The 24,321-nt window shown below is 59.7% G+C and carries 21 protein-coding genes and 1 other RNA gene; 14 read left to right on the forward strand and 8 right to left on the reverse strand.

The window, feature by feature from the left end; all coding sequences use genetic code 11:
- The first annotated feature begins 23 nt into the window (after nt 1–23).
- Complete coding sequence (locus R6X40_RS03185) at nt 24–1,424, forward strand: cation:proton antiporter (RefSeq protein ID WP_318410880.1); 1,401 nt, start codon at nt 24–26, stop codon at nt 1,422–1,424.
- On the opposite strand, the gene R6X40_RS03190 is transcribed toward R6X40_RS03185, so the two are convergent.
- The 4 genes from R6X40_RS03190 to R6X40_RS03205 all read right to left on the reverse strand — a co-directional run bounded on the left by R6X40_RS03190 (nt 1,411) and on the right by R6X40_RS03205 (nt 5,697).
- Nucleotides 1,411–2,628 carry a lytic murein transglycosylase gene (locus R6X40_RS03190; protein WP_318410881.1) on the reverse strand — a complete coding sequence of 406 codons (1,218 nt, stop codon included), beginning with the start codon at nt 2,626–2,628 and terminating at the stop codon, nt 1,411–1,413. The genes R6X40_RS03185 and R6X40_RS03190 overlap by 14 nt on opposite strands.
- Nucleotides 2,629–2,760: 132 nt before the next feature.
- Nucleotides 2,761–3,561 carry a GH25 family lysozyme gene (locus R6X40_RS03195; RefSeq protein WP_318410883.1) on the reverse strand — a complete coding sequence of 267 codons (801 nt, stop codon included), beginning with the start codon at nt 3,559–3,561 and terminating at the stop codon, nt 2,761–2,763.
- Nucleotides 3,562–3,781: 220 nt separating this feature from the next.
- A complete protein-coding gene (locus R6X40_RS03200; protein WP_318410885.1) occupies nt 3,782–4,450 on the reverse strand; it encodes a class I SAM-dependent methyltransferase in 669 nt (222 codons plus the stop codon).
- On the reverse strand, nt 4,447–5,697 hold the full coding sequence (locus R6X40_RS03205) for a DUF3419 family protein (protein WP_318410887.1): 1,251 nt from the start codon (nt 5,695–5,697) through the stop codon (nt 4,447–4,449). Before R6X40_RS03205 ends, R6X40_RS03200 begins: the two co-directional genes overlap by 4 nt.
- A 146-nt stretch (nt 5,698–5,843) precedes the next feature.
- On the opposite strand from R6X40_RS03205, the gene R6X40_RS03210 reads away from it, so the two are divergent.
- Together R6X40_RS03210 and R6X40_RS03215 are read left to right on the forward strand one after the other, a co-directional pair.
- Nucleotides 5,844–7,421: a bifunctional diguanylate cyclase/phosphodiesterase gene (locus R6X40_RS03210; protein ID WP_318410889.1), complete on the forward strand. Its 1,578-nt coding sequence runs from the start codon at nt 5,844–5,846 to the stop codon at nt 7,419–7,421.
- A gap of 92 nt (nt 7,422–7,513) precedes the next feature.
- Nucleotides 7,514–8,866, forward strand: a complete 1,353-nt coding sequence (locus R6X40_RS03215; RefSeq protein ID WP_318410891.1) for a serine hydrolase — start codon at nt 7,514–7,516, stop codon at nt 8,864–8,866.
- A 44-nt stretch (nt 8,867–8,910) separates the two neighbouring features.
- Here R6X40_RS03215 and R6X40_RS03220 read toward each other — a convergent pair whose 3' ends face one another.
- The 4 genes from R6X40_RS03220 to R6X40_RS03235 all read right to left on the reverse strand — a co-directional run bounded on the left by R6X40_RS03220 (nt 8,911) and on the right by R6X40_RS03235 (nt 12,887).
- Nucleotides 8,911–9,861 carry a lytic transglycosylase domain-containing protein gene (locus tag R6X40_RS03220; protein ID WP_318410892.1) on the reverse strand — a complete coding sequence of 317 codons (951 nt, stop codon included), beginning with the start codon at nt 9,859–9,861 and terminating at the stop codon, nt 8,911–8,913.
- Nucleotides 9,862–9,978: 117 nt separating this feature from the next.
- Entirely contained in the window at nt 9,979–10,614 is a 636-nt protein-coding gene (locus R6X40_RS03225; RefSeq protein ID WP_318410894.1) for a LysE family translocator, read from the reverse strand.
- An 84-nt stretch (nt 10,615–10,698) separates the two neighbouring features.
- Complete coding sequence (locus tag R6X40_RS03230; protein ID WP_318410895.1) at nt 10,699–11,913, reverse strand: pyrophosphate--fructose-6-phosphate 1-phosphotransferase; 1,215 nt, start codon at nt 11,911–11,913, stop codon at nt 10,699–10,701.
- A 98-nt stretch (nt 11,914–12,011) separates the two neighbouring features.
- On the reverse strand, nt 12,012–12,887 hold the full coding sequence (locus tag R6X40_RS03235; RefSeq protein ID WP_318410897.1) for a DMT family transporter: 876 nt from the start codon (nt 12,885–12,887) through the stop codon (nt 12,012–12,014).
- 316 nt (nt 12,888–13,203) lie between these two features.
- Here R6X40_RS03235 and R6X40_RS03240 point away from each other — a divergent pair, with 316 nt between their 5' ends.
- The 11 genes from R6X40_RS03240 to R6X40_RS03290 all read left to right on the forward strand — a co-directional run bounded on the left by R6X40_RS03240 (nt 13,204) and on the right by R6X40_RS03290 (nt 24,214).
- Nucleotides 13,204–13,911, forward strand: coding sequence for a DnaJ family molecular chaperone (locus R6X40_RS03240; RefSeq protein WP_318411307.1), 708 nt, complete (start codon nt 13,204–13,206; stop codon nt 13,909–13,911).
- On the forward strand, nt 13,908–14,672 hold the full coding sequence (locus R6X40_RS03245; RefSeq protein ID WP_318410899.1) for an N-acetylmuramoyl-L-alanine amidase: 765 nt from the start codon (nt 13,908–13,910) through the stop codon (nt 14,670–14,672). The genes R6X40_RS03240 and R6X40_RS03245 overlap by 4 nt, the downstream gene beginning before the upstream one ends.
- A gap of 227 nt (nt 14,673–14,899) precedes the next feature.
- Nucleotides 14,900–15,427 carry a lytic transglycosylase domain-containing protein gene (locus R6X40_RS03250; protein ID WP_318410901.1) on the forward strand — a complete coding sequence of 176 codons (528 nt, stop codon included), beginning with the start codon at nt 14,900–14,902 and terminating at the stop codon, nt 15,425–15,427.
- A gap of 108 nt (nt 15,428–15,535) precedes the next feature.
- Nucleotides 15,536–16,726, forward strand: a complete 1,191-nt coding sequence (locus R6X40_RS03255; RefSeq protein ID WP_318410903.1) for an FAD-binding oxidoreductase — start codon at nt 15,536–15,538, stop codon at nt 16,724–16,726.
- Nucleotides 16,727–16,797: 71 nt separating this feature from the next.
- Nucleotides 16,798–17,194: RNase P RNA component class A (rnpB, locus tag R6X40_RS03260), an RNA gene on the forward strand.
- A 422-nt stretch (nt 17,195–17,616) separates the two neighbouring features.
- Complete coding sequence (gene mraZ / locus R6X40_RS03265; protein ID WP_318410905.1) at nt 17,617–18,057, forward strand: division/cell wall cluster transcriptional repressor MraZ; 441 nt, start codon at nt 17,617–17,619, stop codon at nt 18,055–18,057.
- A gap of 13 nt (nt 18,058–18,070) precedes the next feature.
- Nucleotides 18,071–19,096 (forward strand): 16S rRNA (cytosine(1402)-N(4))-methyltransferase RsmH, encoded by a 1,026-nt coding sequence (gene rsmH / locus R6X40_RS03270; RefSeq protein WP_318410907.1) that lies wholly within the window; start codon nt 18,071–18,073, stop codon nt 19,094–19,096.
- 3 nt (nt 19,097–19,099) lie between these two features.
- Complete coding sequence (locus tag R6X40_RS03275; RefSeq protein ID WP_318410909.1) at nt 19,100–19,510, forward strand: hypothetical protein; 411 nt, start codon at nt 19,100–19,102, stop codon at nt 19,508–19,510.
- Nucleotides 19,510–21,255 carry a penicillin-binding protein 2 gene (locus R6X40_RS03280; protein ID WP_318410910.1) on the forward strand — a complete coding sequence of 582 codons (1,746 nt, stop codon included), beginning with the start codon at nt 19,510–19,512 and terminating at the stop codon, nt 21,253–21,255. Before R6X40_RS03275 ends, R6X40_RS03280 begins: the two co-directional genes overlap by 1 nt.
- Before the next feature lie 63 nt (nt 21,256–21,318).
- Nucleotides 21,319–22,779, forward strand: a complete 1,461-nt coding sequence (locus tag R6X40_RS03285) for a UDP-N-acetylmuramoyl-L-alanyl-D-glutamate--2,6-diaminopimelate ligase (protein ID WP_318410912.1) — start codon at nt 21,319–21,321, stop codon at nt 22,777–22,779.
- Between the two features lies 1 nt (nt 22,780).
- Entirely contained in the window at nt 22,781–24,214 is a 1,434-nt protein-coding gene (locus R6X40_RS03290) for a UDP-N-acetylmuramoylalanyl-D-glutamyl-2,6-diaminopimelate--D-alanyl-D-alanine ligase (protein WP_318410914.1), read from the forward strand.
- The last annotated feature ends 107 nt before the right edge of the window (nt 24,215–24,321 follow it).

A 24,321-nucleotide genomic window follows, 5' to 3' on the forward strand; every position in this document is an offset into this window, starting at 1 on the left:
GATTCTTGAGACATGTCACAGATATGAAGGATGATCTGCTGGAGCCTTTGACGACACAATCCATCGCGGTCAATGCGCATGACGGCCAAGGGCTGATCTCTATCGCAATCGTCGTGGCGGTCGCAGCCATTCTGGGCCTGGGGTTCCTGCGTTTGCGCCAGCCGCCACTGGTCGGCTTCATCCTGGCGGGCGTTGCCCTGGGGCCGACGGGATTCGGTTTTATCTCCAACAGTGCCAATGTCACGCTGCTCGCCGAGATGGGTGTCGTCGTCCTTTTGTTCTTCATCGGCATGGAACTGTCGATCAAGGCTTTCGTGCTCAGCCTGCGTCAGGCTTTGCTGGTTGCAGGTGGGCAGGTGGTCGCGGCAATCGTTGCTGCCGCCCTGATCGCGCTGATGACCGGAGCAAGTGCGGCGGAGGGCCTGATTCTAGGGTTTGTCATCGCGATGTCCTCCACCGTTGTTGCCATGAAGATGCTCGAGGATATGGGCGAGCTGCGCAGCGAGACCGGGAGGATTGCCGTTGGCGTGCTGATTGCTCAGGATATCGCCGTTGTTCCGATGCTGATCCTTGTCTCCAGCCTCGGCGGCGAGGAACTGCATATCGGGACCATAGCGATCAAGATAGTCATCGCCATGCTGGCAGCCCTGCTCTGGTGGTTCGGCCGCCACGGCAAGTTGAAGGTTCCTTATAGCGAGGCGGTCGAGGACAAGGTCGAGATCCTGGCGCTTGGGGCGCTTGCCGTATGTTTCGGCGCAGCCGCCATCTCGGGCCTTGCCGGCATGTCGCCGGCTTACGGGGCCTTTCTGTCTGGCATCGTGATCGGCAATTCGACGCTGCGCAGCCGTGTCATACCGGTGATCGAGCCGATCCAGAGCGTGCTGCTGGTGGTCTTCTTCCTGTCGATCGGGTTGCTGATCGACTTGACCTTCATCGGCGAGAATTTCTGGGCGGTGCTCGGTGCCGCGCTGATCGTGATCGCGGCGAAGACCGTGCTGAACATCTTCCTGTTGCGCAAAACTGGCTCATCGCCGCAAATCGCGCTGGTCGCCGGCCTGTCCATGGCGCAGATCGGCGAATTTTCCTTCGTGCTTGCAGCCGCAGGGCTGGGCGCAGGCGTCTTGCAGTTGGATACCTACAAGGTGGCGATTGCTGTCACGGCGGTCTCGCTGCTGGTTTCGCCGCTCTGGGTCAGCATGATGCACCGGCTGGAGAACATCGCCTCCGAACATCTGCTGACCTATCGCAAGGCGTTTGCCGTCGCTTACGCACGCGAACTGAGCGAGGTGTCAAAGAGGGGGGAGGCACTTGCCGGTGCTCGCTGGTCGTTGAAACTGCGCTACCGCGCATTTCGTCTTGCCCGCCACCACCGGCGGCGGGCAAGACTGGAAAACAAGCCCCAAGCGGATATTACAGAGCGTTGAGAACGGCCTGCGTTGCCCAGCCATCGGCCGGGAGACCAAGGCGCAACTGCTCCTTCTGAAGGGCCGCACGGGTGCCGGATCCGAGAATGCCGTCGATCTTGCCGACGTCATGGCCCATGGCCTGCAGTTTGGTCTGTAGCGCCTTCATGCCTTCGTCGTTCAATCCCGGCTCCGCAGTGTGGGTATCGTAGGTCGGGGCACCGGCAAGACGCGTGGCGAAGTAGGCCGCCGACGTCGTGTAGATGAACGACTGGTTCCATTCGAGATAGACGTTAAAATTCGGGTAGGTCAGGAAGGCAACGCCGTGGCGGCCTTGCGGAATGACCAGCGATGAGGCCAGCTGCGGAAAGGCAGTGTTGCCGTCGCGTGGCTTGACGCCGAGCTTGAACCAGTCACCGGCGGTCATGCCCGTCTGCAGCCCGGTCTTTTCCCAAGGCAGGTTTTCCGGCAGGTTCACTTCCTGGATCCAGGGCTGGCCCGCGGTGAAGCCGAGGCTCTTGATGAATTTCGCGGCTGTCAGGATCGCGTCCGGCGAGCTCTGCTTGAGGTTCACATGGCCGTCGCCATCACCGTCCATACCCTGCGCGATAATGTCTTCCGGCAGCATCTGCACCTGGCCAATTTCGCCAGCCCAGGCACCGGTCGTCGTTTCAGGATCGAGGTCGCCGTGCTGGACCATCTCGATCGCCGAGATCAGCTGCGGACGGAACATTTCCGGGCGGCGGCAATCATGCGAGAGCGTCACCAGTGCGTTGCGGGTGTTGAAATCACCCTGGACAGCGCCGAAGTCGGTTTCCATTGCCCAGAAGGCAGTGATCACCGGGGCCGGGACGCCAAATTCCTTTTCAGCACGATCGAAGATCGCGGCATATTCCTTCATCTTCTTGGCGCCGATATCGAGCCGCGCCTTGCTGACGGTGCGCTGGGAAAACTCGGTGAAGCTCTGCTTGAAGACACCCTGCGCGCGGTCGCGGCCCAGCACTTTGTCGGAAATGACAGAACCGGCAAGCGCACGATCGACCACGTCGGCCGGAATACCCTTGGCAACTGCCTCGGCCTTGACGCCCTGCAGGAAGGTGGTGAGATCCCCGCCACAGGCGACTGCCGGTGTGGCTGGCTTGGCCGTCTGTTGTGCAAGCGCAGTGGAGGTCAAGAGGGTGAGAAAACCGATCGAAAGAACGGAGCGCAGTGTGCTGCGTGTCATCGCAAGTCCTTGTTGTCAGGCCGTAACCGGCCGTAAGCAGCGCAAAAACGGGCTACTCTTGTTTCGCTAAAAATATGGCAGCGGCTGTCGCACGGCAATGGGGCGGAATGAAGAATTGCCGCTGCGCCTGTCTCAGTTTTGCGCCATCGCCTCAGGCTTGGAAACCGCCGCTACCCAGCTTTTCCAGTTCTTCTGGGAGCCTGCGAAAACATTGATATCGGCATTGCCGTCGATGCCGGGGATGACGCCCGTGCTGGTATATTGCCAGAAGGCCCAGCGGCGTTCGCTGTAGATTTCCGTCGGGTGTGCGGCAACCGAGCGCACCCAGAAATGATAATCCTTGAACTGGCCGACGAGATTGTCGCGGTGGAAGTCGACCGAGGTATAGATGATCGGACGCTTGCCGTAATAGGCTTCCAGGCGGTCCATGAAACGCTTCATTTCGCTCTGCACTGTGAGCGGCGAAGGCCGGTAGCGGCAGGTCTTGGATTCGCCGTTCCATTCGACATCGAGAACCGGCGGCAGGTAGACGGCGCTCTTCGGCACATTGGCGATGAACCAGTCGGCCTGCTGGTCGGCTGTCGAGCAGAAATAGTAGAAATGATAGGGGGCGTAGGGCAGGCCGGCGGCGCGGGCCTGCTGCCAGTATTCGCCGAACTTGGCGTCAATCCGGTCCTTGCCTTCCGTCGCCTTGATGAAGGCGAAGGAGACGCCCGAACCCTTGACCTTGGCCCAGTCGATATCGCCCTGCCATTTCGAGACGTCGATGCCGTGGATATTGTGATGCTGCGGCGTGCGCGCGCCAAAATTCTGCGGATCCTTGTCCTGGAATTTGGGCGGGATCGATGCGGTGGAGACGAGATCGTAATCTGTCGATGTGCAGGCGGAAAGAAGCGAGACAATAGGCAGAAGAGCCAGGAACAGCCGGCGCATGGGGTTTCCGTTCTGAAACGATCGACGTTGCTGCCTCACACGATGATTTCCGCTGATGTGAATTCCCCAGGAGGCGTGAACCTCATTTTCACCATATCATCGTAAAAATTGAGTTAGTTTCAAGCGGCAATTGCGAAAGCGCAGCAGCAGTATGCCAAAGGCACAATGCTGCTGCCGGTCAGACTATGGAATATCATGATGCCGTGGAGCTTGCGATGCGTTATTTTGCTGCGCGCCGGTAGGTGAAGAGCCAGGCATAGCCGCGGCCGATCGGCCGGAATTCCAGGCTGTCGCCAAGCTTGGCGGCATTGCACTTGAGCACAGTCTCCATCGTCTTGCGCGGTGTGACGTGGAACCGCTTCAGCCACCCCTGAAGGCCACGCTGAAACAGGTGAGGCAAACGTTCCTGCTGACCGAAATCGGCAATGTGCACCGATCCGCCCGGATTGAGTGCCGCGATTGCTGCGTCGATTGCCTTTTCCCAGTCCGGGATCATCGACAGGGCATAGGAAATGACGATCCGGTCAAACCCTGTCTCACCGAACTCGGATGGCTGAAAACCGGTCGCATCGGCAACGCGCAGGATGGTCCTTGTTCGGCCGGGTTTGCCGAGTTTTGCCTCGGCAGAGACCAGCATTTCCGCTGAAATGTCGAGACCGAACAACCGTGCATGCGGAAAACGCTGGCTGATCAGCGCCAGATTGCGGCCGGTGCCGCAGCCGACTTCAAGCACGCTGCCACCGGTTGGGACGTTCAGGTCATTGATCAGCGTGTCACGCCCGAACAGATAGTATTTGCGGGTCAGATCGTAGAAATGCCGCTGCGTGCGATACATCCGGTCCATGCGGTCGGCATGGCTGCCGCCCGCATCGGTCTCGATCGCCGTCATGCTGCTTTCCTGTAGATGTGGAAGCCGCCATAGATTGCCGAGCGGTCTTTCAGATTGAGCGCCTGCGACTGCTCCCCATCATAGTGCCATTGGCCAAGCACGTTTTCCGAAACGCGGCCTTCCAGAATGCTGGCTTCAGCGGCGGTGCGGAAAATCACCATGGCGCCCTCTGCCGAGGTGCGGGTGATTTCGCTCCACAGGTCGTTGAGCTGGCGGTCGTTCATCCAGTCCTGGGCATCGAGCAGAACGTAGCGATCGACGGAACCGGCGGGCTTCTTCGTCAGAAGCTCGGTAAAGCTGGCATGGTGCACATGGACGCGTTCGGCATTGTTGCGGATCGTCTCATGGCGACCAGCGTGCAGGTAGTCGGGCAGTTCGCCTTCGTGCGGCATCGGATAACGGCGGGCAAAGGCCTGCCAGGCAAAGTAGTTTTCCCTCAACGGGAAATGGCAGCAGAGCTTTTCGAGCCGGTGGCGCAAGACGCCGGCCAGTGACTTTTCTGCGCTGAGGCTTGCCAGTTCGTCGAACTGCTGCGGCGGAATGCCGAGACCGAACAGCGAGCTCTTGCGGCTGGTGATCCAGCGGACAACCGGGCGATCAAAAAGAGGGGCCAGCCGCTCGTCGAAGAACTGCCGTTGCTCGCGCATTGAGCGGGCATTGGCAAGTTCGCTCGGATCGACGCCATGCAGGCGTGCCAGTAGATGACCCAGGCCCATGAAGCGGCCGAGCAGGCCGGTGCGATAGATGTTCTTGCCGAAAACCTTGATGCGGCGCTGGCCGGTCAGGCCGCGCGCGCTCCAGTATTTCAGTGTCTCGTTATCGAGTTTTGGCGCGATGAACAGGTCGTAGGCCTGAACATTGCTGGCATGATCGTGCCGTGCGAGGAACCGGACGATATCCGCATGGGTGGGAAGGTGGCGGAAGGCGGCGAGCTTCAGCCGGTTCAGCGCCACGTGATGCCGATTGAGGTCAACGACATCGATGCGCTCTGGCGCTCCGGAGAGGTAGGCGAGCATGTTGCACCCCCCGGAACCGATGGTAACGATATGATGTTCGGGGCGCAGCTGCATCGCTGCCATATCGACGGCCGGGTCCTCCCAAATCTGCGGGTAGACGAGGCCGGTAAACAGCAGCCCGAACAGGCGTTCCGACAAGCCCTCCAAACTCAGCGCCTTATGCTGGATCAGAGCGGTTTTCAGCTTGTGGTTTCTTTTGCCGTAGCCTGCATCGGGTGCGAGATCAGTCATGTCAGCCTGCCATCCGTTGACGTTGGATGGAGCTTCTAAGACGAGTCCGCTACACTTTGATGACGACCGTTTTCTATGATTTTTTACCCGCAAGAATTGATTAAGTTTGTATATGTTAGATAGACTAAGTTTTTCGGGGCGCTAACATGATGTTAAAGGCTTTTCTGCCGAAGTCCGAGCAGCGGTATGCTGCACTGGGCGCGGTGATCGGGGCATTGTTTCCGGCGATTTCCATTTTTTATGACGCTGTAATTTTTGATGTTCACGGGGTTTGGGGCGGTGGCATGCTGGCGATCTCGCTGACGTCATTGATCGTAATGCCGCTTGTCTGCGGCCTGTTCTTTTATCAGCGAGGACGCGCGCAAAGCCGCCTGCTGGAAGAACTTGAGTTCCGCCGCAAGACGGAAGAAAACCTGTCGCGCGTCGTCCATACCGATCAGCTGACCGGCATCGCCAACCGTGTCGCGCTGGAGCGCGATCTTCGGGAGATTCTGGCCACTGGATCGATGCCTGCAGGCCGTACGGCCCTGTTGATGCTCGACCTCGACCGTTTCAAATTCGTCAATGATTCCATGGGGCACGATGCCGGAGATGCGCTGCTTGTCGCACTTGGCAGGCGGCTGATCCAGGCGATGTCGGGTATTGCTGCTGTCTACCGGCTGGGCGGGGACGAGTTCGTGATTGTCGTCGCCGGCTCTCCGTCGGAAGGCAAACTTGACGATATCTGCATGACGATCAAGGGGCTTTTCGTTGAGCCTTTTCAGCTTTCTTCGGCACAATTCTGGATGGGCGGCAGCATTGGCGTCGCCTATATCGAACCGGACGACCGGTCAATTTCGGCGGTTCTCAAGCGCGCCGACCTGGCACTTTACCGGGCCAAGGAAATTGCCGGCAACAGCCACACGGTCTACGCGCCGGAAATGGCGGAGGAGGCAACGCGGAAGGGCGAGATCGAGTATGATCTTTCCCGGGCATTGGCGGCCGGCGAATTCTATCTGGAATACCAGCCCATCGTCGGTATCGAAAGCCGGGCCATACGCTCCTTCGAAGCACTGATTCGCTGGCGCCACCCGGACAAGGGCATCATTCCGCCCGATCATTTCATTGCAGCGGCCGAAAAGACCGGCCTGATCCTGCCAATCGGCAACTGGGTGTTGAGAACCGCTTGCCTGGAGGCGGCGCGGTGGCCGGCACCAACCGGCGTTGCCGTCAATGTTGCAGGCGATCAGTTCAAGGATCGTGCCTTCGTCCCTCATGTGAAAGCGTGCCTTGCAGAAGCCGGGCTTGCTCCTGGACGGTTGACGATCGAAGTGACCGAATCGATCTTCTACGTCGATGCCAACATTATCCGCGACAGCCTGACGGAGCTTCGAGCCCATGGCGTGCGTATCGCACTCGATGATTTCGGCATCGGGTTTTCGTCGATCAACAATCTCAGGCGCTTTCCGCTCGACCAGCTCAAGGTCGATCGCTCGTTCACTCAGGCGATGCTCGGCAATCAGCGCGACGCCGAAATCGTCGATATCATCCTGCAGCTCGGAAACACGTTCCAGGTGTCGACCACGATAGAGGGTATCGAAACCGAGGGGCAGATGGAGTTTGTGCGGGCGCTCGGCGCCTCGGAAGCGCAAGGCTTTCTGATCTCGAGGCCGGTCTCGGCGGAGGGGGCGATTGCTATCCTCCAGCTGGAGCCGGAAAAGCTGGCGGCTCGATCAATCGGCTAGAAACATGTTTAGCATCACAGTGATTGCCACAAAGACTTCCTAAATGCATGGAATCCTGTTCTTCTGACAACAGCGAAGCAGGGACGATGTGCATGCGGAAAAAAAGGTGGTTCTGGCTCGCGGGCTCGGTATCGGCAGCTGTGGCCGCTGTCGCGGGCTGGCTGGCCGTTGCGCCGCCGGACCTGCTGCGGGTCGGTGACAGCTATGCCGCCAAGATCGTCTGCTCGAACGTTTTCATTGCCGACAGGGACGCAAACGCGGTTCTCGCCGATGATGTTCAGGCGCCCGGCCATCCGCTTCTGCGCCTGGTGGGGATATCTGTCGACAACACCAGAAAAGCCGTTACAGCCCGCATGTTCGGTTTCGCGGCACCCGGACGGGCGATCTATCGTGAAGGTCTGGGGTGCACCAATGTAACCGAGGGCGAGTTCGCGGCTTTCCCCGGAAACAGGCAGCTTCGCCGCAGAGCGCCGCAGTCGGATGACGGCAAACCGTGGCCGGATGGCAGCGGCACCGCCGTCAATCCGGCGGTCCAGACGCTTTTGACCGATCCGCAGCTGGCGGGCCCTGGCATGCGCGCCATCGTCGTTGTCAAGGACGGCAAGATCGTTGCGGAAAATTACGGCGAGGGCTTCAACAGCGCGACGCCGCTGCTCGGCTGGTCCATGACAAAATCGGTGACGGCGGCCCTGATCGGCTTGAGGATCCGCGACGGCCAGATGGCACTCGACCGGACCGAGCTCTTGCCGCAATGGCGAAACGATCCGCGCAGCCAGATCAAGCTTGCCGATCTCATGGCCATGCAGAGCGGACTTCAGTTCAACGAAGACTACGGCGATGTGACCGACGTCACACGCATGCTCTACCTGGAAGGTGACATGGCCAGCTTCTCGGCGGGCAAGCCGCTGGAGGCAAAACCGGGCGAGCGTTTCAGCTATTCCAGCGGTACAACGACGATCCTGTCGCGGCTCTGGATGGACACGTTCAGCAGCGTACGGGAGGCGCTGACCTTTCCGCGTGCGGCTCTCTTCAGGCCGCTCGGCATGAACAGCGCGATTTTGGAACCGGACGCGCACGGTACCTTCGTCGGCTCGTCCTATATGTATGCGACAGCACGCGATTGGGCCCGCTTTGGCCTGTTCCTGCTGCAAAACGGCAGCTGGAACGGTGAACAATTGTTGCCACAGGATTTTGTCAGCTACATGCGCACGCCGACCCAGGCATCCGGCGGCCGGTACGGGGCAGGGCAGGTCTGGACGAAGTTCGGAAACGAAGGCGGCCCGCCTTTGCCGGGCGATGCCTACTGGCTGCAGGGGCACGACGGCCAGACCGTGATGCTGGTGCCGTCGCTGGGGCTTGCCGTCGTTCGGCTCGGGCTAACGCCGTCGCACAGCGGTTATGACGTGCGCCAGCTGCAGGCCAAAATAGTAGAGGCGGTCAATTGACCGCCCCGGAATTTGCAATGCTATAAACGGAGGCTGGCTAAGCCTTACTTCATGCCCAGTGTTTCGAGCAGGCCCTTGCGCTTGGCATGGTAATAGTAGCCGCTGGCATAGAGCTTGACCGCACCGTCGTTCTGGTTGTCGGCCACCATCCAGGCACCCGCCAGATATTTCGTCGCATATTTCAGATTGGTTTCGGCATCGAACAGGCCTTCAGCCGTGCCTTCATAGCCAAGACCCTTGGCCGTGTTGTAACGGATCTGCATCAAGCCGTAATTGCCGGAGTGGTAGGCGCGCGGATTGTAGGTGCTTTCGCGCTTGACGACGCGGTGGACCAGCGCTTCCGGGATATTGTTGAGTTTGGCGTAATAGGCGATCAGGCGATCGAGTTCCGGCCGCGAGCTGGTCGGCTTTTCCGTGATGCCCAACGAAGCGGGTATCGACTTCGCCATGGCATAGGCACTGGCACCGATCGACGGCTTCGGCATCGGGACGATCATGTGATTGGCGACCAGAGTTTCGAGACCGACGGGTTCGCCTGTATCGAAATCCGATTCCATCGCGGCCATCATCATGCCTTCCGGAATCTGTGGCACGCGATCGGATTTCGCCGATACCTGCGCATTTGCCGTTTCGGGCAGCACGGCGGCCGTAGCGGCCTGCGCGGCTGCAGATGTCTGGGGAGCCACCAGTGCATTAGCGGTAGTCGCTGCCTGATTAGTTGAGGCAATCGGTGCCGTTGCGGTTTCGCCGGGCTTCATCATGGCTGTTTCGGCTGCAAGCGCTGCTGCCGTCGCCGATGCCGCGCCGTCCGGGGTTGGCAGAGCGTAAGCCGTCATTTCCGTTCCAGGCTTCGGCAGCGGGGTTACCGTCTGCACTGCCATCAGCTGTTCCATCGGCGTTCGCTCGACACTCGAACAACCGCTGACAAGCGATGCCGAGATCAGAGCACAGGCCGTAACAGCCGGTTTTGAAACGGAAAAACGGAAATTCGCCATGCTGTCACTTTCGTGCTGTCAGGCCCCAAAGCCCTATGCAAATCAGCAGCCAGAGGCCACCATGCGCTGGACGTCATTAACCTATGAGGCGCTGAACCGCAAGCGCGGGACGCCTTTTCAGGTGCCGGCGCGCCGCAAGCCCGCTGTCAGAAGGCCTGCGCCGATCAAAAGCGACCCACCCGTGCGGTTGACGATGGCTTGAACTTTGGGCTTTCGGATCGTCTGCCGCGCCGCCGATGCCATCAGCGCATAGAGCGTCGCGTTCAGGGTCGCGAGCACCAGGAATGTGCTTTCAAAGATCAGCATCTGGTTGAAAAGCGGACGGCTGAGATCGAGGAACTGCGGCAGGAAGGCCACGAAGAAGACGATGCTTTTCGGGTTGAGTGCGGTGACAACATAGGTGTGCAGGAAGATCCGCAGTGGTTTTTCTACGGGAACCGACATGGTGCCATCGGCAGATTCAGCCGCAATGGGCGTGCGCCAAAGCTTGATGCCGAGCCAGATCAGATAGGCGGCACCGACCCATTTGAGGACGGTGAAAACCGCAGCCGAGGTGGCGAGCAGCGCGCCGAGGCCGAGCATCGAGGCGGTCATCGCGGTAAAATCACCGAGCGCTACGCCAGCGACCGTGGCGCTGGCAACCTTGCGCCCATGTCCGAGTGCATAGGAGATGACGAGCAGGATCGTCGGGCCGGGAATGGCAAGCAGTATGGCGGAGGCGGCGACAAAGGCCAGCCAGTGTTCGATCGACATGAAAACGGCTCCGTTTGGATATGGCGCTCGATCGAGGAAGCCATGCGCAAACGGAGCCGTCAATAGGCGTTTATCAGCCGGATATCAGTTTGCCGGCGACCACTTCTGGCCGATCGCGTCCATGACCTCGCCGAACCACTTTACCGATGTATCGAAGTGCTTGCCGCCACGGATGCGCGGGAACTCGATCGTGCGCAGCTTGCCGCCCTGATCTTCGTCATGGCCGGTGACGCCGGAGACCTTGTTCAGCGCGCTTTCGACGGCGAGATCGACCATGCCCTGGATGAGGCGCAGGTCGTCGGCGTTGGCCGGTGCGGAGCGGGCATAGTAACCGGATTTCTGTACCATCGAGCGCTCGGCGCCGAGAAGGGCAGCGAACTGCTTGGTGAACCAGCCACCGACATTGATCGTGTCGATCTTCACGTGGCCGAAGGCATCGCGCTTGACGGCTTCCCCGGCGGCTTCGCGCTCGGCAACGACGGCGTCGAGGCAGGCGCCTTCCGAGACGAACAGGGTGACGAAGCCGGTCTTGTCCATGACAGCGCGCAGCCGCGCGGCTTCGGTTTCGAGGTTGAACGCGGTCTCGGGCAGGTAGAGGCCGTCAATGTTCTTCATCTGCCGGTTCATCATGAAGCCGTCGACGAATTCCCGGTCGTCGATGTGCTGGATATAGGAACGGGCTGTTGCAGCCGTCAGCCAGCCGCAGTGGCGGCCCATGACTTCGTGGACCACGAGCGTGCGTGGTGCGGCGCTCTGTTCGTTGCTGACATTGTCGAAGAATTTCGCGCCGTATTCGGCAGCAGTCCAGGCACCGAGCGACTGGCGAATCGGTACGACGTCGTTGTCGACGGTCTTCGGCAGGCCGACGACGGTGAGGTCGTAGCCATTGGCGCCGAGATAGGCGGCAAGGTCGGCAGCCGTGATGTTGGTGTCGTCACCGCCAATTGTATGCAGGATGGTGATGCCGTCGGCGGCGAGCCGTTCGGCGGCTACCCGCAACGGGTTCTGACCTTCCTTGACCAGGCCGCGCTTGATGCAATCGGCGGTGTTGGTCAGTTTTACGCGGCTGTTGCCGATCGGCGAGCCGCCGTGGCGGTGGAGGATATGGGCTTTTTCCCGCATGTCGCGGGTGATGTCGATGCGGTCGGCAAGCAGAAGGCCTTGATAGCCGGAGCGGTAGGCCACCAGTTCGATATCGGGCGCGATGTCAGTGTAGCGCTCGATCAGGCCACCCACGGCAGAAGACAGACATGGCGCGAGCCCGCCTGCGGTCAGCATTGCAACTTTCTGTTTGGCCATGGAGTCCTCCTCGGGGATTGCGGCGAGATCGTTCGCGGTCTCTCTAGCGCAATTCCCATGGAAGTTAAATGACATGCTGCAGGATGGCAGTGGACGGCTCAGGCGATGCGTGCTTTTCGTCCGAGCCAGACGATCAGGGCAACCGCAACCGCAAAGGCGATGGTTGAGGGGCTGATCGTTTCGCCGAGCAGAACGGCGGAGACGGCGAGCGTGACGAACGTCTGCAACAATTGCACCTGCGCTACACGCGCGATGCCGCCGAGCGCCAGTCCGGCATTCCAGAAGATGAAACCGCCGAACATCGACATCAGGCCGAGATAGGAGAGGGCGCCCAGCTCGGCATGGGTTGGAGCCTGGATGCCATCCTTCATCACCAGCAAAGCTGCAACGATAGAGAGCGGGGCGGTGATGACCAGTGCCCAGGAAATCACCTCCCATCCCGGAAGGATGCGCGAAACCTTGGCCGACAAAACGTAGCCGAGCGAGGCAGTGATGGCAGCGAGAAACAGCCAGGCGTCGCCCATTTGCAGGACAAAGCCACTGTCGCGGATGGAGAAAAAGGCCACGAGTGCTGCGCCTGCAAGGCCATAGGCCCAGAAGGCCGGACCCGGCCGCTCGCCATCGACGAGTGCAGCGAAGATCGAGGTCAACAGCGGCAGGATGCCGAGGATGACTCCGCCATGACTGGCCGGGATGGTCTGCATCGCCGTCGTGGAGAAGATCGGAAAGCCATAGACGACGCAGATACCGGCGCCGAGTAATATTGCGCCCTGTCCCTTTGGCCATTTTTTCCGCATCACAAGCAGCGTCAGTCCGGCAGCGATCGAAGCGATCACGGCGCGGCCGAAGGTGATGAAGAAGGGGGAAAAGCCGCCAAGTGCGATATGCGTCATCGGCAAGGTAACGCCGAAAATGGTGACGCCGATCAGGCCGAGTGCCATGCCCATGGCCTGCGGGTGGGTGGAAATGCGCATCGGAACTCCAGCGGAAAGTTCCGACTTCGCTCGCATCCCGGCAGGCTGAAAGTCAAATTCATTTGGATGATTGGACGATCACGGCAAGGAATGCTACAATAGTGAGGTGCCATCACAAATTCGTCATTTGGCTCGAATGCGCGGGTTTGCCGCCTTGCAATCCGCACCAACATCTGGTCATGCTGTCCAGTGAGCTGCATGGTTGTCGTGGCGGCATTGCCGTGTGACCCATTTGCATTTGCGCATGGACGCTTTGCCCATGCCGTCTCCACTTGAACGCGACGTGGATCAGCCAACCATGGGAAAGAACGTGCCTATGTCATTCTGGGATAGCATCCTCAGCATCGTCGCCGCGACGGGCAATGCGCTCGCCGGTGTTATCGAAGCTGTGCGGACGCTGTTTGAAGGCGATCCAGAAACCCGCCGCAAGGTGGCTTTCTCTATTGCCATGATTGCGCTGTCCGCCAAGATGGCAAAGGCAGACGGCATCGTGACCGAGGCCGAAGTGTCGGCATTCCGGGATATCTTCAAGTTTCCCGACGATCAGGCAAAGAACGTCGCCCGGCTCTACAATCTGGCCCGCCAGGACGTCGCCGGTTACGAGTCCTATGCCGAGAAGCTGGCATCACTCTGCGTCTCCTGTGACCAGAATTGCCCGGTGCTGGAAGATATCATCGACGGGCTCTTCCATATCGCCAAGTCCGATGGCGCTCTCCACGAGAAGGAACTGAACTTCCTGACGCGGGTGGCCGAGATCTTCCATATGAAGGAAGAGCGTTTTCAAGAGATCATGGACCGCCACGTCCACAGCGCCGGCGCCGATCCCTACAAGATCCTTGGCGTCTCGCCGAAGGACGATTTTTCGATCATCCGCAAGCGTTACCGCGTGCTGGTGTCGGAAAACCATCCTGATATTCTGGTCGCGCGTGGCGTCCCCCAGGAACTGCAGGCGATCGCCAACGATCGCATGGCTGAACTCAACGCCGCCTATGAGGCGATCGAGAAAGAACGCCGCGCCGCATGACGGACTTCGCCTGTGACTATCCCGCCGCACGTTTCGTGCCGTCGCCCAACCATGGCGAAAGGGCAGGCGGGCTGAAGCCCGACATGATTATCCTGCACTATACCGGCATGGAGACGGCGGCCGCCGCCCTCGACTGGCTGTGCCGTGAGGAAAGTCAGGTCTCCAGCCACTATTTCGTCCATGAGGATGGCCGCGTCGATCAACTGGTCGCCGAGGATCGCCGTGCCTGGCATGCAGGCAAAAGCATCTGGAAGGGTGAGACTGACCTCAATTCCCGCTCGATCGGTATCGAAATCGCCAACGCCGGCCATCCCGGCGGGTTGCCGGATTTCCCCTCCCAACAGATCGATGCGGTTGTTGAACTGTGTCGAAACTGTGGCGAACGGTGGTCGATGGCCCCTGAAAGGGTGCTGGCACACAGCGATATCGCTCCCATTCGCAAGGTTGATCCTGGGGAAAAGTTTCCTTGGGAACGCCTGTATGCCGGGGGTGTCGGGCATTGGGTTCCAGCGGCGCCGATCGGTGGCGGACGGTTTTTCCAGCGCGGCGATCAGGGCCAGCCTGTCGAGGCGGTGCAAACGATGCTGTCGCTCTATGGCTACGGAATTGAAGTGACAGGTGTTTTCTGCGAGAAAACGGAAGGTGCCGTGGCTGCATTCCAGCGCCATTTCCGCCCGATGCAAGTCGATGGTATCGCCGATATTTCGACGCTGGACACGCTGCACAGACTGCTTTCTACCCTGCCGAATTTCAGCCGCTGACCAGCTGCCAGGCCGGTAATTGCAAGGGGCTTATCGAGGCTTGCCCCGACTAATTTTGTGCACTGCCACATCATCACCATGATGCCGGGGTCTTTTGCGGCCATACCAAACCGCAGGTAATTCAGGCCTCCAGCCCTTCCTGTTGATGATGAAAATCGGGACGTGAGACGGCAGGGCGGGGTGCGCCCTCATGGCCGCCACGCCCGAAAGTGGAGACTTCAAACTAAATGAGACTGTCATATCTTGCTGCGGCCGCGGCATGCTTCTGCATGCTGTTTTCTGGGGTTGAAACGTCGTATGCCGGGGGCACCGACAAGACCATCACATCCTCCATTAAGCCAGTGACCAGAACAACGGGCTATCCCGCGCCTGGCGCTTCCTTGAAGACTTCCGTCTATAGCGGCCTGATCCAGACCTATGCCAAGCAATATGGCGTTCCCGTCGATCTCGCCCACGCCGTCATCAAGGTGGAAAGCAATTTCAACCCCAAGGCACGCGGCAGTGCCGGCGAAGTCGGTCTGATGCAGATCAAGCCCGCGACGGCTCGGATGATGGGTTATGCCGGAAAGAAAAGCGGCCTGTTTGATCCCGAGACCAATATCAAGTTCGGCATGAAATACCTCGCCATGGCCCACGAACTGTCGGGCGGTTTCACCTGCGGCACGATCCTGCGCTACAACGCTGGGCACGGTGCCAAGAAGATGAACCCGGTGTCGCGCCGTTATTGCGGCAAGGTGCAAGCGATTATCGATTAGGCTGTCCCTGATGCCGGGCGGATTTCAAGCTCCGGCATTTTTCAAGTTCGCAGATGCCAGCAGGCCAATGCCATGGTATCTCCCTCAGATCGTTTTTTGAGGTGCATCATGGCAGGCAGGTTCGATTTCATCATTGTTGGCAAAGGCATGATGGGGGCGGCGGCTGCCCGGCATTTGGCAAAGAGCGGCGCCAGGATTGCGCTGATCGGGCCGGACGAGCCGGAAGACTGGGCGAGCCACAACGGCGTTTTCAGCAGCCATTACGACAATGGCCGCATCACTCGCACGATCGATCCTGACCCTGTCTGGGCGCTTTTGGCCCAGCGCTCCATCGAACGCTATGCCGATATCGAAACGGGCAGTGGTGTCGATTTCTACAGTGAGGCTGGCTGCCTGATCGCCGCCCCCCTTCCGGGTGGCGAGGAGGCCACGCTCGATCTTGTCATCGCCGCCCGCAACCGCCTCGGCGTCGAGGCGCCTTTTGTCGATGAGCAAGATCTTGCCGAGAGGTTTCCCTGGTTCCGGTTTCCTGCGGGATATGGCGGCGTTTTCGAACCGCGCAACGCCGGCCATATCGATCCGCGGGCTTTGGTCAAGGCGCAGGTTATCCTTGCCGAAAAGGCTGGCGCCACGGTCGTCCGTTCCGAAGTTTCCTCCGTCGTTCGTGTCGGAAGTGCAATCAATATTCGTACCGCCGACGGCGCGACCTTCAGCGCCGGACGTGCCATCATTGCCGCCGGCGGCTTTTCTATTTCCAGACAATTACTCGCCCGGCCGCTCGATCTCACCGTCAAGGCGCGCACAGTGCTCTTTGCCGAGGTCGCGCCTGCTGATCTTCCCCGGTTTGCCGGGATGCCGTCGCTCATCGGAGCAGCACTCGAGCAGGATGAGAGCTATTATCTCCTGCCGCCCATCCGCTATCCCGACGGAAAATTCTACATCAAGATCGGCGGCGATCCGAGCGACATCAATATCGGCTCCGAGCCGGAGGTTCGCGCATGGTTCCGCGGCGACGCCAACCGCTCTGCAGCAGATCATATGTCCGGCCTTTTGTCGCGCGCCATGCCGTCCTTTACGCCAGCCTCGCTGCGGTGGAGCCCGTGCGTAACAACGTTCACCCGCCACGGTTATCCCTATATCGGCTTTGCAGACTCGGATCGCGTCGCGGTGCTGACGGGTGGCAATGGCGCGGCGGCCAAGAGTTCGGACGAGATCGGCCGGCTCGGTGCGCAGCTTCTCGAAAACGGCGTGCTCGATGCGGAAGAATACGGCACCGATTTCGCGGTGTGCTTCCGTTAAGATCATCAATCCTGCCGTCTTTTTGCTTTTGGCACTGGCAATTGGCTGAAGCCTCGGCTATGCACCGCGTGCCAGTTGGCCGGGCAGCCGCGCTCCGCTAGGACCGAAAGGTTGCGGGGGGAGGAAAGTCCGGGCTCCACGGAAAAACGGTGCCGGATAACGTCCGGCGGGGGCGACCCCAGGGAAAGTGCCACAGAGAGAATACCGCCTGCCTTGGCAGGTAAGGGTGAAAGGGTGGGGTAAGAGCCCACCGCACGCATGGCAACATGGGTGGCAAGGCAAACCCCACCGGGAGCAAAACCGAATAGGGATGACGTGGTTCGCGCAAGCGTTCCGGCCTTTTCCGGGTCAGTCATCCGGGTGGGTTGCAGGAGGCAGCGCGCAAGCGTTGTCCCAGATGAATGGCTGCCACGTTCCGGCTTTCGGGCCGGAGCCATACAGAACCCGGCTTACAGGCCAACTGGCAAATTCCCTTATTTTTCAATTTCGCAAACGGCGATTTTCCAAATCGCGTATCCGTTTGAATATGTATTTTAATTAGAAATTTCTAATATAGAATATATGGAATCCGCGAAGGGTGATTCGCCGGTGAATCCAAAGTCTTGACTGTGCGTTTGTAACCATTTGTTAAACTTAACAGACTATCAATATTTGCTGACGACGCGTGCTGAAATAGAGCAAATCCCATTGACGCCCATATGGTCCCATGTTATCCCAACGATGCACTGCACACGGGCTGATTCAAGCCTACTCACCGCAAGTTTCGGAGTTGCTCCGTAAGGGGTTTTCGATCGGGCATACCGCCCGGCTGTGGGGTGCTGCGCGTCCTTTTGATGGTGCGTGTGGGCTGTTGGGGCTGGCATGTCCACCGGGAACGGCTGTATCGTGTCATGAACCGCTTCCTTTCGCATGCGACAAACCGGATCGATTCCAAGGGGCGGGTTTCCGTTCCCTCGATGTTTCGTTCTGTCTTGTCGTTGCTCGATATCCGGGAGCTTTACTGCTTTCAGGATTTCGTTTTTCCGGCTATCAGCGCCGGCGGTCCCGAGTTGCTGGATCGTTTCGAAAAGCAAATCAGCGGCGAGGATCCTTTTTCGCCGCAGGCCAATCAGATGTCGCTCCTCATTCATGGGGGCGGGGTCTTCATGAAGCTCGACCAGGAAGGCCGGTTGATGGTCACGGATTTCATCCGCGATTTCACGGGCATCGACACGGAGGTTACCTTCGTGGGGCGGGCGGATCATTTTCAGTTGTGGGCGCCGCACGTGTTTGCGGAAACGCAGGCAACGGCACGGGAAGAGCGGAGATTGCGAGGTCTGCGTTCGGGCTAGAGTGGAGAGCAGAATGATGACGGATCAAGGCACAGGTTTTACCGATGCCGAAGGCGGACCGGTCCGTCACATTCCGGTTCTTCTCCCCGAGGTTCTCGCCAGCCTGGATCTTGCTCCGGGTAAAATCATTCTCGATGGTACGTTTGGCGCGGGCGGTTATACCTCGGCGATTCTTGCTGCTGGTGCCGATGTGATCGCGCTGGATCGCGATCCAGCGGCCATCCTTGGCGGTCAGTCGCTGGTCGAGGCTAGTGGCGGTCACCTCACTCTCGTGCATTCCCAGTTTTCCGATCTGGCACAGCACGCTCCAGCCGGTGGCCTGGACGGTATCGTGCTCGATATCGGCGTTTCCTCGATGCAGATCGACGAGGCTGATCGCGGCTTCTCCTTTCAGCGCAAGGGACCGCTCGACATGCGCATGTCGTCCTATGGCGTTTCTGCTGCCGATGTCGTCAATCGCGCCAAGGTAACCGACCTTACCCGCATCTTCGGCTTTCTCGGTGAGGAGCCGCAATCCGGCCGCATCGCCCGCGCCATCGAAAAGCGCAGGCTTGAAGAGCCGTTCGTGACGACCCGTGATCTTGCCGGCCTGATCGAGATTGTGACCCCGCGCAAGGCCAAGGACAAGATCCATCCTGCAACCCGCGTCTTTCAGGCGCTGCGCATTTTCGTCAATGACGAGCTTGGTGAATTGGCCCAGGCGCTGTTTGCAGCTGAACGTGCCCTGAAGCCCGGCGGGCGACTGACGGTGGTCACCTTCCATTCGCTGGAAGACCGGATCGTCAAGAAATTCTTCCAGGACCGTGCCGGTAAGGCTTCGGGCTCCCGGCATTTGCCGATTGCCCATGAACGCGCGGCAACCTTCGCACCAGTTGGGAAATCTATGGTGGCGGCAAGCGAAGAAGAAGCGTCCCGCAATCCACGCGCCCGGTCCGCCAAAATGCGGGTTGGTGCCCGCACCGATGCTCCGCATGAGGCAGATGATCTGTCCATTTTCGATCTGCCGAACCTTGCAAGCCTTGGAAAGATGGGGGGCTAAGACATGTTGCGTAGTTTTGACATCGTCCTGATCGTCGTCATGACAGCCGCTGCCACGGTCACCTACACGATCAAGCATCAGGCTGAAAACAAGCTCGAAGAGGTTCGCAGGCTGGAGGCCGGGATCAAGCTCGAGGAAGATACGATCGACCTTCTGCGCGCCGATTGGGCGCTGCTGACGCAACCGAACAGGCTGGAGAAGCTTGTCGGCGTCTATCAACAGGATCTGCAACTGGCCCCCACCGACCCGACCCAACTTGCCCGTCCGGAAGAATTGCCGATGCTGAAGGCCGACCTGCCGCCGCCGGCGGATGTGCTGGAGGCGATGGGACTGGCAAAGAGCAAGAGCAGCGGCAAGATAAAGAAGCCAGTGGCTGACACGGACGATATCGCAACGGGTTCGGTGGCGCGCTGATGTCTTTTCTCTCCCGCATCATGGTCGTCAAGAGCAAGGCCCATTTCTCTGCTGGCGGCAATAATCATCCTGGCGACCTCGGCAGGCCGTTCGAGGGCACGCGCAAGCGGACCAGCAATCAGGCGAAAAGCCGCGTTGCCATCGTTATCGCCAGTTTTACGGCCGTCTACTGCATCATTGGCGGCCGTCTGGTTCAATATGGTCTGGCTCAGCCTGAGACCGTTTCCAGCATCGGCCGGGCCGACAACCTGATGGCGTCGCGTCCCGACATTCTCGACCGCAACGGTGAAATTCTGGCGACCGATATCCGCACGGTTTCGCTCTACGCCGAGCCACACAAGATCGTCGATGCCGACGAAGCTGTCGAGCAGCTTTCGACCGTGCTGCCCAGCCTGAACGTCGCCGACATTTACAACAAGCTGAAATCGCCTTCGCGCTTCCAGTGGCTGCGCCGTCAGCTCACCCCGAAGCAGCAGAGCGAAATCCTGGCGCTTGGTATTCCAGGCATCGGCTTCCGGCCGGAGAAGCGCCGTTTCTATCCGGGCGGTGCGACCGCCTCGCATATCGTCGGTCACGTCAATGTCGACAACCGCGGCATTGCCGGCATGGAGCGCTGGATCGACAATCAGGGCCTCGCCGATCTCGCTGCTATCGGCATGACCAGCGATGCCAAGCTCGAGCCGGTCAAGCTGTCGATCGACCTGCGGGTCCAGAATATCCTGCGCGACGTCGTCGTCGATGCGATGACAAAATTCCGCTCGATTGCCGCTGGCGGCGTGGTGATGGATGTGACGACCGGCGAAATTCTCGCCATGGTGTCCTATCCCGACTACGATCCCAACAAGCCGGCCGATGGCGCCAAGGAAGGCTGGATGAACCGCATGTCGAACGGTACGTTCGAGATGGGCTCGACATTCAAGTCCTTCACCACAGCGATGGCGCTCGATTCAGGCAAGGTAAAGCTGACCGACAGTTTTGACGCGACCAACCCGATCCGCATTGGCGGCTTTACGATCAAGGACTTCCACGGCAAGCGCCGCGTTCTGACCGTGCCGGAAATCTTCCAGTATTCGTCCAACATCGGCACGGCCAAGATGGCTGATATCGTCGGTATAGAGGGGCATAAAGAGTTCCTCACCCGCATCGGATTGCTGACCAAAATGCCGACAGAATTGCCGGAGGTGAAGACACCGAGCCAACCGCGTGAATGGAAGAAGATCAACTCGATCACTATCTCGTTCGGCCATGGCGTATCCACCACGCCGCTGCAAACGGCAGTGGCCGGGGCAGCGCTTTTGAACGGCGGCAACCTGATCGAGCCGACATTCCTGCCGCGCACGCCGGAACAGGCCGCGGCTGTGTCGACAAAGGTCATCAAGAAGTCGACAAGCGACGACATGCGCTTCCTGTTCCGCTGGAATGGCGTCAATGGCTCGGGCCGCAACGCCCGCGTGCCGGGTTTCAATGTTGGCGGCAAGACGGGTACGGCCGACAAGGTTGTGAATGGCCGCTATTCGAACGACGCCAACTTCAACGCCTTCCTGGCCGGCTTCCCGATCGATAATCCGCGCTATGTGGTCCTGACCTTTATCGACGAGCCGAAGACCGACAAGGGCAATGGTGCAGCACTCGCTGGCAATACGGCCGCACCGATGGTGCGCGATATCATCAGCCGGTCGGCACCGCTTCTCGGTGTGGAGCCGAAGTTCGGCGAAGACGGTTCTGCCTTGCTTGTGTCTTATTGACCATGGAATGACAATCTGGAGGATTCGCCGCCCGGCGCGTCGGTATAACTGAAAAGTGCATCCATGAAGATCAAAGATCTGATCGGGAAGGATTTCCCGGAAATTGCGTCACAGCTGGACTCAGGGGCTGGTGATATCGATATCGCCGCCATTACCGCCGATAGCAGGCAGGTTGCGCCGGGTTCATTGTTCGTAGCTCTCTCGGGAAGCAAGGCTGATGGCAAGGCCTTTATCGACGAAGCGATCGCCCGCGGGGCGGCTGCCGTTGTGACTGGGGTCAAGTCTGCAAGCGATACGCCTGTTCCGGTTCTGTCCGCGTTTACGCCGCGCCGTGTGCTGGCGATTGCCGCCGCCAATTTCTACGGCCGCCAGCCGGATACGATGGTGGCTGTCACCGGGACTGCCGGCAAGACCTCGGTCGCTTCCTTTGCCAGGCAGATCTGGGCACATGCCGGCTTTGCGGCTGCGATGATCGGTACCACCGGCGTTATTGCACCGGGCCGCACAGATTACGGTTCTTTGACGACACCGGATCCGGTGTCCTTGCACAAGCTTCTTGCGGAGCTGTCCGACGCTGGCGTTACCCATGCCGCGATGGAAGCCTCCAGCCACGGACTGGATCAGAACCGGCTTGATGGCGTCCGGCTTGCTGCTGCCGGTTTCACCAATCTTGGCCGCGATCACATGGATTATCACCCGACAGTCGAGAACTACATGGCTGCGAAGATGCGGCTGTTCGACGGCGTGTTGCCGAAGGGTTCACCGGCGGTGATTTTTTCCGACGACGCCTGGTCGATGCAGGCGATTGCGGCTGCCAAGGCTGGCGGCCATGAAGTTCTGACCGTTGGCCGCAAGGGCGATTACCTGTCGCTCAAGCGCGTCGAGCATTTCCGTCACAAGCAGATTGCCGAAATCCATGTCGGCGACGAGATTTTTGAAGTGCATGTGCCGCTCGCGGGCGATTTCCAGATATCGAACGCACTGGTCGCGGCGGGTCTCGCCATGTCGACCGGCGTCAGTGCCCGGGCGACAATGGCAGCGCTTGAAAAACTGCAGGGTGCTTCCGGCCGTCTTGAACTGGTTGGCCACACCAAGGAGGGCGCTCTCGCTTACGTCGATTACGCCCACAAGCCGGATGCACTGGAAAATGTGCTGACCTCGGTTCGTCCGTTCACCACCGGCCGCATCATTGTGGTGTTCGGTTGCGGCGGCGACCGTGACAAGGGAAAGCGTCCGATCATGGGCGAGATCGCCATGCGGCTGGCCGATGTGGTTATCGTCACCGACGACAACCCACGCTCGGAAGTGCCCGCCATTATTCGCAGTGAAATCATGGCTTCCGCAAAGGGCGCCACCGAAATCGGCGACCGCGCAGAAGCGATCAAGGCTGCCGTCGATATGCTGAAATCGGGTGACACGCTGATCGTTGCCGGCAAGGGGCATGAGGAGGGGCAGACCGTCGGTTCCGTTACGCTGCCGTTCTCCGATCATGCTGAGTTGCGCAAGGCATTGGGAGGTCATTGATTTGAGCTTTCTCTGGACCACAAGTGACCTGATGGCGGCCATGCATGGCCGCCCGATGGGCAATCTGCCGGAAGGCATTACCGGGATTTCCATTGACAGCCGGTCTCTCGGCAAGGGCGAGGCTTTCTTCGCCATCAAGGGCGACCGGGTCGATGGTCATGACTATGCCGGTATCGCGATGGCCAATGGTGCAACGCTTCTGGTTGTCAGCGAAGCCAAGCTTCCGGCGTTGGGGCGGCTGCATGCGCCAATGATCGTGGTCGACGACGTGCTCGATGCGATGGTTCGCCTCGGTTGCGCCGCGCGTGACCGCAGTGCTGCCAAGATCATCGCCGTCACCGGGTCTGTCGGCAAGACGACGACCAAGGAGATGCTGCGTCACATGCTTGCGCCATCCGGCCGGGTCCATGCGTCCGTCGCGTCGTTCAACAATCACTGGGGTGTGCCGCTGACACTGTCGCGTATGCCCGAAAATACCGATTTCGGCATTTTCGAAATCGGCATGAATCATGCCGACGAGATCCGGCCGCTGGTCAGCATGGTCCGCCCGCATGTGGCCATCATCACCACGATCGCCGCCGCCCATCTTGGCAATTTCAAGGACCTCGAGGAAATCGCCTCCGCCAAGGCTGAGATCATGGAAGGCCTCGTCGATGATGGCCACGTGATCCTCAACCGCGACAATGCGCAGTTTGATATGTTGGAAAAGACAGCCACGGCGCTGGGCGTCGCCCACATTCATAGTTTCGGCAGCAGCGCCAAAGCCGATTTCCGCATGGTCGAATATGCAGGCGGCTCGGAAGGCGGTGTGTTGTGGGCAGCGCTTGATGGCAAAACGCTGGAAATCCAGATGGGCGCCCCCGGGCGTCACATAGCCGAGAATGCACTATCGGCCCTGGGGGCGGTGAGCCTCGTCGGCGCGAACATGGAAGCGGCCGTCGCTTCGCTGGCGACGCTTCAGCCGGAAAAGGGACGTGGTGCCCGCCACCGCCTGGCGATCGGGTCGGGCAGTTTCGTGCTGATCGATGAAAGCTACAATGCCAATCCGGCTTCGATGCGGGCTGCCATTTCGCTTTTGAAAGATACGGCTCTGCCTGAAGGAGGCAGCCGGATCGCCATTCTCGGTGACATGCTGGAAATGGGTGAATCCACCGGTGAGATCCATGCCGAACTGGCCGCACCGCTGGTCGAGGCCGGGATCACCGATATTTGGCTCGCCGGTGAAGAGATGGCGCATCTGCGCGATGCACTGCCTGACGGGACACGGGTCGAATACCGTCTGGCGGTCGATGAACTGAAGCAATTTGCGCTTGGCGCCATCGCTGCCGGGGATGTGGTGATGATCAAATCGTCGAAGGGAACCGGCTGCGGCAGGATCGTTTCGGCTCTTCTTGAGACGTATCCGGCCTCTTCAGGTCCGGATCGCGCTGAATAAAGGCAGGACAAGGCTTTGTTGGCCACTGTTCTATGCTGACACTTTTGATAGGACGCAGTTATCCTTCCATCAGGTGATTCTGATGGATGAATCTGCAACGAACCTTT

Origin of the sequence: Rhizobium sp. PL01 (assembly GCF_033447125.1) — a bacterium.
Classification (GTDB): domain Bacteria; phylum Pseudomonadota; class Alphaproteobacteria; order Rhizobiales; family Rhizobiaceae; genus Pararhizobium.

Bases quoted from the DNA above. Each gene is read 5' to 3' on its own strand.
- R6X40_RS03185 (WP_318410880.1), top strand. From the start codon at position 24: ATGAAGGATGATCTGCTGGAGCCTTTGACGACACAATCCATCGCGGTC.
- R6X40_RS03190 (WP_318410881.1), bottom strand. From the start codon at position 2,628: ATGACACGCAGCACACTGCGCTCCGTTCTTTCGATCGGTTTTCTCACC.
- R6X40_RS03195 (WP_318410883.1), bottom strand. From the start codon at position 3,561: ATGCGCCGGCTGTTCCTGGCTCTTCTGCCTATTGTCTCGCTTCTTTCC.
- R6X40_RS03200 (WP_318410885.1), bottom strand. From the start codon at position 4,450: ATGACGGCGATCGAGACCGATGCGGGCGGCAGCCATGCCGACCGCATG.
- R6X40_RS03205 (WP_318410887.1), bottom strand. From the start codon at position 5,697: ATGACTGATCTCGCACCCGATGCAGGCTACGGCAAAAGAAACCACAAG.
- R6X40_RS03210 (WP_318410889.1), top strand. From the start codon at position 5,844: ATGATGTTAAAGGCTTTTCTGCCGAAGTCCGAGCAGCGGTATGCTGCA.
- R6X40_RS03215 (WP_318410891.1), top strand. From the start codon at position 7,514: ATGCGGAAAAAAAGGTGGTTCTGGCTCGCGGGCTCGGTATCGGCAGCT.
- R6X40_RS03220 (WP_318410892.1), bottom strand. From the start codon at position 9,861: ATGGCGAATTTCCGTTTTTCCGTTTCAAAACCGGCTGTTACGGCCTGT.
- R6X40_RS03225 (WP_318410894.1), bottom strand. From the start codon at position 10,614: ATGTCGATCGAACACTGGCTGGCCTTTGTCGCCGCCTCCGCCATACTG.
- R6X40_RS03230 (WP_318410895.1), bottom strand. From the start codon at position 11,913: ATGGCCAAACAGAAAGTTGCAATGCTGACCGCAGGCGGGCTCGCGCCA.
- R6X40_RS03235 (WP_318410897.1), bottom strand. From the start codon at position 12,887: ATGCGCATTTCCACCCACCCGCAGGCCATGGGCATGGCACTCGGCCTG.
- R6X40_RS03240 (WP_318411307.1), top strand. From the start codon at position 13,204: ATGTCATTCTGGGATAGCATCCTCAGCATCGTCGCCGCGACGGGCAAT.
- R6X40_RS03245 (WP_318410899.1), top strand. From the start codon at position 13,908: ATGACGGACTTCGCCTGTGACTATCCCGCCGCACGTTTCGTGCCGTCG.
- R6X40_RS03250 (WP_318410901.1), top strand. From the start codon at position 14,900: ATGAGACTGTCATATCTTGCTGCGGCCGCGGCATGCTTCTGCATGCTG.
- R6X40_RS03255 (WP_318410903.1), top strand. From the start codon at position 15,536: ATGGCAGGCAGGTTCGATTTCATCATTGTTGGCAAAGGCATGATGGGG.
- mraZ (WP_318410905.1), top strand. From the start codon at position 17,617: ATGAACCGCTTCCTTTCGCATGCGACAAACCGGATCGATTCCAAGGGG.
- rsmH (WP_318410907.1), top strand. From the start codon at position 18,071: ATGATGACGGATCAAGGCACAGGTTTTACCGATGCCGAAGGCGGACCG.
- R6X40_RS03275 (WP_318410909.1), top strand. From the start codon at position 19,100: ATGTTGCGTAGTTTTGACATCGTCCTGATCGTCGTCATGACAGCCGCT.
- R6X40_RS03280 (WP_318410910.1), top strand. From the start codon at position 19,510: ATGTCTTTTCTCTCCCGCATCATGGTCGTCAAGAGCAAGGCCCATTTC.
- R6X40_RS03285 (WP_318410912.1), top strand. From the start codon at position 21,319: ATGAAGATCAAAGATCTGATCGGGAAGGATTTCCCGGAAATTGCGTCA.